Below are 13,184 nucleotides of genomic sequence, written 5' to 3'. Positions count from 1 at the left end.
CGCAGTTGGGCGCGAAGTGTGACATAAACCACAGCAGGGGCATGGACGCGACGTATAGGGGGTCGTCATGGCTCGTCTTGATTCTGAACACGGCATTGATTTCACACCATCGCTTGAAGCGGCGGGAGCGAAATCCATAGTCGTCGAGAACCCCTATCTGCTCTTCAATGCAGAGTATTCCCGCCAAGGCTCCGACCTAATCCTGAGCGATGATCGCGGCAGTGAGCTGCGGCTGCAAAACTACTTCGATAACGCGGAACCGGCAGACCTCGTTTCGCCCGATGGCGCGCGTCTGACCGGCGACGTTGTGGAAGCTCTAGCTGGCCCCGCCTTCCCAGGGCAGGTCGCCCAGGGCGCCCCCGGCGCAGCTGTCGCTGCTGGTGCAAAGGCCATCGGTCAGGTGGAGACCTTAACCGGCACGGCAACAGTTCAACGCTCAGACGGCACCACGGAAACTTTGTCTCTGGGTACGCAAGTCTTCCCCAACGACGTGGTTGCCACAGCAGATGGCGGATCACTTTCGATCACCTTCGAAGACGGCACGATCTTCACACTCGCTGCCGGTTCCAGAATGGTGCTGAACGAGTTGGTCTATGATCCGGCCAGCGATAGCAATTCCGGCGTGTTCAATCTGGTGGAAGGCTCGTTCGTCTTCATCGCAGGTCAGGTTGCTAAAACAGGTGGCATGGAAGTGATCACCCCCGTTGCCACCATGGGTATCCGCGGCACAACCGTGCGCGTGGATATCGAAACTGTGAACGGTGTCAGCACGGTTGATATCTCGCTGGTGCGCGACCCAGATGGCGGCTTGGGCAACTTCACGATTACAGGCCTTGACGGCAGCCCGATTGCTAGCGTCACCGGTACGGAAACCAAGTGGATTATTTCACCGGTCGACGGGCAGACCCGCGAAGTTCCCAAACTTCCGGGCGATCTAGCGAAGGATAATGCACTGTTTGCGCGAGCGACACAGGCTTACGAAATCGCCGAAGGACGTGTGCGCGACGGGGGCGAGTATTTACCCAACAACGGGCCAAACAATCAGGATCGGCCTGACGACGCACCTGACGATGACAGACCTGATGGTAACAACCCGGATGCGCCCGATGACGACCGTCGTGGCGAACTTGGTTCAGGTCTGGAAACCGACGTTGCGGGTCTGAACGAAAGGCCCGGCGTGCCACAGATCGGAAGCGCTACCGAAACCCTTGGTGGCGACGGTCCACCGCTTGATCCACCTGCCCCCGGTGTGGGCGACGAACCTAACGGCCCACGTCCACCGTTAGATATCGTTATTCCCGATGTTCCCAATGATGCGCCGATAGACACCGGTCCGGTCACGGCTACGGGTCCTAGCTTCACGTTCCCAAATTTCAACGGCTCCGTCACGGAAGACGGCTTCGTCATTCTCACCGGTTTTTCTTTCACGGATACCGGTGGCCCACTAACTGTGACGTTGGTTGCGGGTTCCACAGTGACCATCAACCCCAATAGCGGTGTTACAATCCTCGAGGGTACCGGCACAAATGACGAGCGCCTCGTTATCAACGGCACGGCCGAACAAATCGAAGCAGCACTGAACGCCAACAGCGAAGGCCCGGGCCTCACGTACCGCCCTTCCTCTGATGCCGATGGCAACGGTAGCCTGACGATCACCTCCAGCGATGGCACATCTGCCGTCACAGGCCAGCTGACCCTGCCGATTGATCCGGTGCAGGACGCGCCCACAGCAGGTGACGATGCCATAACGCGCAGCGAAGATGACGGTGATCTTATCGGCGATCTTCTGCTGAATGACAGCGACCCCGACACCAGTCCTCAGCCGGATGTGTTGACCGTGACGGAAGTCACCTATGCAGGTTTTCCGTTCATCATGGGCGAGCCTCTGGTGCTGACCAACAACGCCCAGATCACCTTCCTGCCTAACGGGCTCTACGTTTTTGAACCCGGTAACAACTATCAGAATCTCAATGACGGTGAATCTGTCGTCGAGACATTCACCTACACTCTCGATGACGGCAACGGGAACACAGATACGGCCACACTGACGCTGACTATCGAAGGGGCCGACGATGCTGCTCCGATAGTTACGGTTACACCTCCCGACCCGTTCACCGAGGCTTTGGTGGGCGAGGTCGACACGGTTCGCACGTTCGATCTGGCCGACGCTGCCACTGCGACACTGGGCGGATCACCCGCTGGTCTTACAGTTACCGATGGCACGGTTGAGATTTTCGTATCGGTCGGTGGCGCCGCAGGCACCGCTGTAGCGCCAGGCCTCTTCACTGTTTCAGGCAGCTTAGTTTCCTTCGACAGCATCGTATTCGACACATTGGGCGATGGCGAAGACGCTTCATTCATCGCGACCTTCGACGCCGTGGTGAACGGCGAAACGCTGCCGCAACTGGTGGAATTCACTGTCAATGGCGTCAATGATGCGCCTGTTTCCTCGGGCAGTGAAGAGATCAGCGTCAATTTGAACGGCGTTGTTACCGTCGGTACCGACACGCTGAACGCATTCGATGTAGATGACGAAGACGACAGTCTGACGATCACCGTCACCAATCCTGCACCCAACGGCTTTTTCGCGCTGGGCAGTGCGCCCGGAACGGAGATAACAAGTTTCACACTGGGCGATCTGCGCGGTGGCGCAATCGTGTTCAATAACGATGGCACGGTGCGTGTGGACACCACGATCACCGTTTCGCTTGCAGATGATGGTGCAGATGGTGCGGAAGCGCAGCTTTCCGTTATCAATATCATCTCGATTGATAACGGCAATCTGGACCCTTCGGGCACAGGCGTTCAAGCCAGCCTGACAGCGACCGAAGATATCCAATCGACGCTCGATGTAAGCAATATTGTCATTGCTGATGCCGACGCAGCTGGCGGCGACGTGACGGTTACATTCACATCCAGCAATGGCACGATGGTCATCATCAACGGCCCTGATGTCGTTGTTGGCGGCACCGGCAATGTTGCCACGCTGACAGGCACTGTAGACGCCTTGAATGCCTATTTCGCAGGCAGCTCGGAAATCACATACCGGGGCCCGACCGACTTCAACGGCGCAGCCAGCATTGCTGTTACAGTGAATGATAACGGCAACTCAGGCTCCGGCGGCGGCACCGATGTGCTGATCGGAACCGTCGCCGTTACCGTTTCTGCCGTGAACGATGATCCCGGCGGCAGCGGTGTGCCGAGCGCTTTTTTCACCAGCGAAGATACACTCGCGCCGCTTGACGTTAGCGCCATTCAAATTACCGACGTGGACGCCACTAGCGGCGACGTCACAGTCACATTCAACGCTTCAATCGGCAGCATCATCATCGTCGCTGATGGAGACGTGACCGTCGGCGGCTCCACAAGCGAAGCGACACTGACCGGCACTGTTGTCGCGCTGAACACCTATTTCTCTGAGCTGGCTAACGTAAGCTATCTCGGCCTTGAAAATTTCAACGGCACGGCCACAATCAGCGTCACGGTCAATGACAACGGTAATGATGGCGCAGGTGGCGGCGGCGATATTTCGCTTGGCACCATTGCGGTAACGCTGGAGCCACAAGACGACGCGCCGGAAATCACCATCACGCCGCCTGCGGCGTTAGATGAAGCTTTCGTTGGGGAAAGCGTTGCGGAACGCCAGTTCAACCTCTTGGACACCGTGTCCGTCACCGACATAGACAGCCCCGGCGTTGCTTCTATCAATGGGACCAGCGTTTCGTTCTTTGAATCTGTTTCTGGCGTACCGGGTGCGCCAGCCGCAGGGGGCATTTTCTCAATGTCCGGAGATAATGTGTTGTTTGACGGGGCATCATTCGACTATCTGGGCGACGGTGAAACACAGAACTTCATCGCCACGTTCGATCTGAATGTTGACGGTACACTGACCCCACATCAGGTGGAATTCACCATTACCGGCAGCAATGATGGGCCTACCATCGGCGGATCGCTCGGCGGTTCGGTTGCCAATGGCGGCACGATAGTCCTGAACGCCCCTCATATCGACGGGCTTGATGTCGACGACGAAGACACCAGCCTTACCGTGAGTGTGGACACGCCACCGGTGAACGGCATCATAGCCTTGGCATCACAGCCTACAGTTGCGATCACCTCTTTCACCGTTGGGCAGTCGCGTGCCGGCGATGTGGTTTACGTGCACAATGGGTCCAGCACGACCACGGACAGCTTCAACTTCTCGATTGCAGATGATGGCGCCGATAGCGTTGCGCCAACAAGCGGCACGTTTAACCTCAACATCAATGTTGGCGCGAACAGCGATCCAAGTGGCAGCGGTCTGCCGACGACGCTTTCAGCTAACGAGGACATCCAGTCCACGCTGGATGTTTCAAACATAGTCATTTCGGATGCTGATGCCGGCACGGGCGATGCGACCGTGACATTCACGTCCTCAAACGGCGTCATCGCGATCGTCGGCGGCGCAGGCGTGACGGTGGGTGGAAGCGACAATGTTGGTACGCTGACAGGCACAGTAACCGCGCTAAACGCCTATTTCGCAGGCTCTCCGGAAGTCACATATACAGGCCCCGCTGATTTCAACGGCGCAGCCAGCATCGACATTACGGTGAACGACAACGGCAACACGGGCAGCGGTGGTGGAACGGACATCGCGCTCGGCACGGTCGCGGTGACAGTTGATGCGGTGAATGACGACCCGACGGGCAGCGGCCTGCCGCTGGCTCAAAGCACTGATGAAGACGTCATAGCGGCGGTGGATTTCGACGGTTTCTCACTTGGAGACATTGATGCTGGAGCTGGTGAATTGACCGTCAGCTTCACGCCTTCACTGGGCGGTCTATCTTTCGTCGGCGATACGGGCATCACAATCACCACCGCGGGAACGACGGTTATGGTGAGCGGAACTTTGGCTGCGCTGAATGCCTATTTCAGTTCAACTCCAACCGTTTTTTACACCCTTCCCTTCGATTTGAATGGTGAAACCACGATTAATGTCACTGTTAACGACAATGGAAACACAGGCACGGGCGGTGGCACAGACATCGATCTGGGTCCGATTACGTTCACTGTAAATCCGGTGAATGACGCGCCTGAGATTACGGGCGATCTGCAAGGAAGTCTCGACGAGGGCGAAACGCAGTTCTTCGGCATCGGAGACCTCAACGGCACCGACATCGATAATGCCGACGGTGATCTCATCTTCACAGTTACAAGCAGCCCGGCCAATGGCACATTGCTAGTCGATGGTTCTGCTGACACCACTTTCACCGTGCAGCAGTTGCGCGATAGTTTGGTGGGCTACAGGCACAACGGCTCGGAAACCACCAGCGACACTATCGGTCTGTCGCTCTCCGATGGTTCCTTGGCGGACACAGCTACACTGAATATTACCGTAAATCCGGTGAACGACGCGCCCGATGCGGCGGGCAGAACGGTGAGCATTGGCGAGGCTGCATTCACGGTTTCCGATACCGTTCGCCAGTTTGCCAGCGATCCTGACAATGCGACGTCCGAATTGTTCCTCACCTCCGTTGTCATTGAAGGAACGAGCACAAGCATTCCCATCGGCACCAACTTCACGCTGGCCAGCGGCGCGCAGATCAGATTCTCCGCCAACGGCAATTTCACTTTCACGCGAAATGGCGCCTATGAAGAGCTGGGGACTGGCGACCGCGTTGATGAGCGTTTCACCTATACATTCTCGGACCCAGGCGGCCTGACCGATGAAGGCCCGCTTTTGTTGGCTATTCTTGGCAGCAATGACGCACCGGTCATCACTGGTGATCTTCTGGCGACGGTTACGGAAGGAGATACAGTCGCACTCACGACCGCGGATCTGGACGGAACCGATATCGACGATAACGATGGTTCTCTCATTTTCACCGCGACAACGGGGCCTACTAACGGCACGATTTTGGTAGATGGGTCTGCAGCGACCAGCTTCACCGTCCAGCAATTGCGCGATGGCCAGGTCAGCTACACACACAACGGCTCAGAGGGCGCAACTGACTCAATCGAGCTGTTGCTCGAGGACGGCGGGGAGTTTCCAGGAGCTGCGACACCAGCAACGGCAACACTCAATATTGATATAGCCGCCATCAACGACGACCCCACCGGTACAGGTCTTCCGGTCAGCGTTTCCGTTGTAGAAGACGCCGAAGGCAGCGTGCTGATAACCGGCTTCCAGATCGATGATGTCGATGCTGGTGGCGGCGATTTCACAGTCACGTTCACCGCAGATACCGGCTCGATCATCGTGACCGGCGGAACCGGCGTGACGGCATTTTCGTCCGGCAGCGTAGGAACGTTGACAGGCACAGTAGCGGCGTTGAACACCTATTTCTCTTCGGCCTCAGACCTTCGCTATCAGAGCACGCAGGATTTTGTTGGTGCAGACAACATCACCGTCACTATAAATGACGGCGGCAACACCGGCACGGGCGGCGGCGCGGATGTCGTGGTCGGCGCTATCGCAGTAGACGTTGTAGCGTTCAACGACGATCCGACAGCGACCGGTCTAAATCTTACTCAAAACGTTGATGAAGACGTGACGACAGCGCTCGATCTTGTGGGGCTTTCACTGGCGGATGTAGATTCAGGCTCAGGCGAGCTGACTGTCAGTTTCACGCCTGCGACCGGGTCCATTTCTATCGTCGGCGATACCGGCATTACAGTCGGCTCAGTCGGTTCGACAGCAACCGTGACCGGCACATTGGGCGCGCTGAACGCATATTTTGGCGCGTCACCGGACGTCTTCTATACCGGCCCTGCCGAGTTTAGCGGCACGACATCGATCGACGTGACAGTGAACGACAACGGCAATACCGGCACGGGCGGTGGAACGGATATCGCGCTTGGCACGATCACCGTGACAATCGATCCGGTGAACGATGCGCCGGTGACAGAACTGGCAAACCTAGGGGCAGATATTGCCCTCAATGGCGGCTTTGAATCAGGACCTGCCGATGGCGTGCCGGGAGTGCAGGTAGAAGCCGGTAGCACCGCCATCACTAACTGGACTGTTTTGAGCGGTAATGTCGATCATATCGATACCACAGCCGGTGCGGCGGAAGTCGTTGCCCTGGAAGGGGAAAATGCAATCGACTTGCACGGCGACCGGACCGGTGCAATCGTCACCCAGTTGAGCACCCAGACGGGCGCGACATATGTGGTGGAGTTCGGACTGTCCGCAGCGTTCGGGGACGGAGAAACGATCCGCGACGTCGAGGTCGGCGTGAACGGGCTTGGCGAGCAGTTCAGCGTTGACACAAGCGGTTTGACCGGAGCCGGAGTTGTGCCGTGGGTGACGGAGTCTTTGGTGTTCACCGCATCAACGACCACTACATCGCTCAGCTTTACCAGCCTTGATGCCAATATCAGAAATGGCGTTTTGCTCGACAACGTCGTGGTCCGCGAGGTCTTGAACACTGGTGTTGAAGGCGGGATTATCCCCATCACCGGCTTTTCGTTGGCGGATATAGATGCGGGCATGGAAGATGTTCGTGTCGAGCTGACTGCCGAAGGCGGCAGTGTCTTTGTGAACTCGACACTAGGCGGCGTCAGCCCCGGCGATGTGACGGTAACACCTGCCGTGACCACGTTTGAAGGAACGCTTGCAGAAATCGCGGCAACCTTTGCAGACGCGGGCGGGATAACGTTCACGGCAGACGCAGGCTTTAGCGGCCTCTCGCAAGTGACATTTACCGTCAGCGATCTGGGCAACACCGGCTCTGGCGGTGCGCAATCGAGCACGAGCACGAGCTATATCTATGTAGAACCCGTGCCGAGTGCGCCGGTGATCGATGCCAGCGGAGCGAGCTTCCTGACACCTGCGGTGTTTGATGGGTCGGTGGCGAATTACGCGGTTTCAGATGCGGTGACCGAGTTTCCGACCGGAGATTTTGCAATATCGCTTCGGGTGCGCGACACGGGATTTGAGCAGGCTGGGGCGCCGGGTTTCCCGTTGGAACCATATTTCTCCTATCACCTCGACAATACCAACGATAACGAGATCAACATTCTGAGGCGGCCAGACGGCACGCTGACGGTCGCAAACTCCAGTAGAACAGTCTCCACAAGCGAGCCAATTCCCTATGATGGGCAGTGGCATCACCTAACGGTGAATTTCAACGTTTCATCAGGGACCGTGGACATCTATTTCGATGGCGAACTGGTAGAAGGCGCGCTGCCGCTAGATGGTTTGATCGCGCCAGCCAATGGCGGAATCATAGCATTTGGAGTGGAACAGGATTCCCCGGGCGGAGGCTTTGCATCCGAACAAACCTTCAACGGCAGTCTTGACGACGTTGCAATCTGGAACGAACTGCTGTCGCCGACAGATATTCTCAACATCGCACGGGGCGAAGCGTTTGCAGCAAATCCTCCAGTCCTGACTGCGCAGTGGGACGGGCTTTCCGGCACCTTCGTCAACAGTTCTGGCAGCACGACATTCACCACCAATGGCACGGTAGGTGCCGGCCCGACTTTTGCGCCGATGACCGAAGATGGCAGCCTTGTTTTCCGCGACTTCCAGGTTGCCGACGGCGACGGGCCTGACGAAGTCATGACCATGGTGCTCACGGCACCGACCGGAACGTTCACGGTGTTTTCCAGTGACGGCATTTTCGGAAGCGCAATCACGAATAACAACACCGGCACGGTCACGGTTGAAGGCACACGCGCCGACATCAACGACTGGCTTCAGAACCACGGTTTCCGCTATCAGCCCCCTGCCGACTTCTTCGGCGATGTTGATATCACTATCGACGTCACCGATAGCTTTGCGTTGACGGACAGCTTCCCGCTCACCATCAATGTGCTGTCAGTCAACGACGCCGCAACAGTCTCAGCAACAACCGATCCGACTAATTTAGTCGAGGGCGACCAAGGCGTGGTTTCCATCGCCTCCATAGATCTGAACTCCACCTTCACCGCCAGCGACCCTGACGGCACGCCGATGATTGACCCCGATAGCATCACCATTGTCGACGGTTTGAACACGGGCTTTGCCGGAAGTTCGCAGCTCTTCTACGTCGAAGGCGACGAGGTGAAACTCGATACCGGACTGCTTGATGCGCTGCAGACCGGCTCATCCATTGATGCCGTGGTGTTCTTCGATGTCGTATCAGGGCCGGAAACTTTCAGCCGCTCGATCACGATCACCGTGGATGGCGTGACCGACAGCACGATCAACTTTGTGGAAGGCAGCTCCGCGCGAGATACATTCACCCCGACGACGGGGGACGATTTCTTCGTCTCAGGCGGCAATATCTCAAACGACGAGGAGTTTCTATTTGGGGGCAATGGGAACGATATTCTGATCGGTTCCGATGCAGCAGTAGGCGAACGTTTCGATGGCGGGGACGGAAATGACACCATCATCACAGGCAGCAACAACGCCTCTACCAGCGATTTCAGCGCCGGCTCACGCGGCAGTGACCGCTACTATTTTACCGGCAACGGCAATGGCTATCAGGGCATTTCATATGCGGCATTGACCGGCGGCTTGGTCGCTACGATTTCAGCTGCGACAAATACTGCCACCATCGATAAAGGCGCGGGAGAGATCGACACAATCATCGACGTGGCTGCAGCGGTTTATTCAGGAGATGGCGGTTTTGGCCTCTACGGTTCCGCGCAGACGGACACGTTCAATATCGATAATGGTCCGATAACCGATGAAACCCAGTTCATGCAGGTGGGCGGTGGCCGCGGTAACGATGTCTATAACATTATCTCCGGTAACATTCGTCTCGATCTGCGGCGTGATGAGAACTTTGAGCAGCCGGAAACCGGTGTTCAGATCAATCTTTCGCTCGGCTCCAACCAGATCATCAATGATGGCTTTGGCGGTACCGACACGATCACCGGCCCGGGAAGTTTCACATCTATCCGCACCACCGATCTCGACGACAGCATCATCGGGTCTGCCGCAGATGAGCAGTTTATCGCTCGCCAAGGCAATGATGTCATTGACGGTGGCAGTGGTTTCGACACCATCCGTTACGACCGTTTGGGAGCAGCGTCTGTCGAACTCGATCTTGCCGCCAACAGCTCGGTTGGCATCTGGGGCGATGGGCAGTTCAATCAAACACTGACGAATATCGAAGGCGTTCGTGGTTCCAATATCGGCGTCGATACCATTCTCGGTTCCACGGCTGATAACCGTCTTGAAGGTCGCGGCGGCACTGACATCATTGATGGGCGCAGCGGCAACGATACTCTTATTGGCGGCAGCGGAGGTGATGTCTTCATCATCACAAGCGGCAGCGGTGTTGATGTTATCGAAGACTTCGACCCCACCACCTCTGGCGACCGGCTGGTGTTTGACTACAGTGGCATCAATGCGTTGGGCGATTTCGAGAGTGTGACCTTGAATGGAAGCGACACGCTGATCGACATCGACGGCGCGGGCAATACATTGCTGTTGCAAAACTATGATTTGAACGGCGCCCCCTTCCCCGCAGATTTCCTGGTCTTCAGCGCGGAATTCGGTGGGACCGGCGATGAAACGCTTACGGGTACTGCTGTCAGTGACGCGCTGCTCGGCAATGGCGGTGACGACACACTTCTGGGTCTAGACGGAGACGACATTCTCATCTCCGGTCGCGGCGTTCAGGACTTCTCCACAACAGGCGAAACACTGGATGGTGGCGCAGGCAACGACCTGTTGATCGGCGGCACGTTCTCGGCCGTTCGCCTTATCGGCGGCGCGGGCGACGATCAGTTGATGGCGGCCAATGTGTCGTTTTCTGACGATGCAACACGCTGGTTCGAATGGGTGGTCTTCGACTACAGCAACGACCCACTGGGCATCATCGCCAACCTGACTTCCGCCAATTATCTGGGCGTCGTAGCAAGCTCCGTTCTGGACGGATATGGCGGCACTGACAGCGTAACGGGTGTGCGCACGATCTATGATACTTCGTCCGGCGATTTCTTCCGCATTGATGGCAGCCTCGAGAACAGCCATTCCAGCAACCGTGTGGAAGTGGAATTGAGCAGCGGCGGTGACGATACGGTCGACTTCACAGGCGCAAGCCGAGGTCGGGTCGCTTTCACCAACGCCAGCGAGGGTGTCTCGGTCAATCTGGCGACAGGGATAGCATCGGATATCAATGCGTCCAACGGCAACCAGATCGGCAGCAACAGCATAACCGGCGCGACCGAAATCAAAGGCTCCGACTTCGGTGATGTGCTCACCGGCAATGGCGGCGATAACCAGTTTCAGGGTCGTGGTGGCGATGACACCATCACGGGCGGCGCAGGTATCGACAGCATCAGCCACTGGTCGGCACGAGACTTCGTAACTGTCGATTTATCCGCAGCAACGGAGCAGGTGTCGCAAGATGGCTTTGGCGGCACCGATACAGTTAGCGGCATTGAGAACGTGAATGGTGGTCTATCTCACGATATGATCACCGGCCAAACAAACTCCCAAGTCCTGAATGGCTACGCAGGAAATGACGTCCTGCGATCGGGTGGTCTAGGCGGCGCGGTTACTCTCATCGGCGACGAAGGAAGTGCGGCAGGCGTATCAGGCGGCAACGATACGCTCATCGGCGCGGACGGATTGAACGTGATGATTGGCGGCGAAGGCTCCGATGTCTTTGTTTTCAAATTGGAATCCACCGGCGACAACCGCAGCAATATCGAAGACTTCAGCCTTGCCGATGGCGATCTCATCGACGTTTCCGACTTCGGCGTAACGAGTACGGCTGATTTTAATCGCTTCCTCTATTCTGCCGTTGAAGACCTTACGATCATCAATGTTCGCTCAGGCGGTTCGGGGTTTGAGGAATTCATTGTAAGGGGCATCGACCTCACAGTGCTTCCCAACCCGGATGAGCTTTTCATCTTCACGCGTGTTGATGGCATTGATGGCGCAAACGACCCAATAACTGCCGATGGCGACGACGGCACTTGGTATCGCGCGTTTGAAAGCAATCCGAATTTCGGCTTCGACCAGATTTTCGTAGAGTTCGGCTCTTATACATTCGACTACAGCTTCAGCCGCATGGGTGAGCAGAGGCTCAGCTATTCAGCTGTAACAGACTGGGGGATCACCGCTGATCTGGACGGAGTGAACAACACCGGCACGATCCTTAAGGATGGCGGCGTCGAAGGCACCGACACAATCTTCAATATCCAGAACGTCGTGAACGACAAATCGGACGGGTTCCACATTTTTGGAACGACGGTCAACGACAGCTTCACCATCGACAACGGCGATAACACCTACATGGAAATCACGGCGCTGGAGGGCAACAACAGCTTCCAGATCGACTCCGGCGTGGTTCGGGTGAACTACAGCTTCAACTTTGTGTCCCCCATCGTCGCCAATCTGATTGCCGGAACGATTACGCACAGCGCTGGTAACAGCGACACAGTGAGCGGCGCTCTTGGCATTACAGAAATTGTCGGTACGCGCGACACCGACACCTTCATCGGTACGGCGAACGATGAAACCTTCATAGGGCTTGGTGGCGATGATAACATTAACGGTGGCGCTGGTATCGACCGGGTTCGCTACGATCTCGTTGGCGACACTTCAGAACTCGACGTCGATTTGACTGCGGGCACCGCAGACGGTGCTTTCGATGAAGACGGTTTCTCTCACACATTGACAGGCATCGAATGGGTGACCGGCTCGTTCAATGACGACATCATCGCAGGCTCGTCCAACAACGAACGGCTTGATGGCGGTGGTGGCGCGGACACAATCAGCGGCCAAGGCGGCAATGACGTTATCACAGTTGCAGACGTGGCATTTACCAGCGTTGATGGCGGAACCGGCCAAGATATTCTGCAGCTTGACGCAGGCGGTGTGTTCCTCGATCTGGCCACCGGTGGGGGAACGAACACTGTCACCGGTATCGAGACGTTCGATCTGAAAGCGGGAAATGGCGAAACCAAACTAAAAATTTCCGAGAACGATGTTATCGACCTTTCCACGGAAGGTAACGCATCAATATTGGCCGCGCTTGGAATTTCAAACGATACTTTGTTGGTTGAAGGCGATTCCAGTGACGTTCTCCAACTTTATCACGACGACTTCATGGGAAGTGGCTGGTCGCTCGATACGATTGCGAGTTCGGCAATGGACGGCTACGACGTCTTCACAGCCAGCAATGGCGGCGGCTTCACCGCAACCGTGGCAGTGGATGAAGACGTTCAGGTCGAGTTGCTCAACATTTCCTAGGAAC

1 protein-coding gene is annotated in these 13,184 nt (G+C 56.7%); it reads left to right on the top strand.

All coding sequences use genetic code 11. The features are described from left to right. The first annotated feature begins 67 nt into the window (after window positions 1-67). Complete coding sequence (locus tag R2A130_RS01155; protein ID WP_009462979.1) at window positions 68-13,180, top strand: choice-of-anchor C family protein; 13,113 nt, start codon at window positions 68-70, stop codon at window positions 13,178-13,180. Window positions 13,181-13,184 lie beyond the last annotated feature (4 nt).

Origin of the sequence: Ahrensia sp. R2A130 (assembly GCF_000179775.1) — a bacterium.
In the GTDB taxonomy this organism is placed as follows: domain Bacteria; phylum Pseudomonadota; class Alphaproteobacteria; order Rhizobiales; family Rhizobiaceae; genus Pseudahrensia.
The sequence above is the reverse complement of the archived record's forward strand: the minus strand, read 5'-3'. Positions and strand labels throughout refer to the sequence as shown.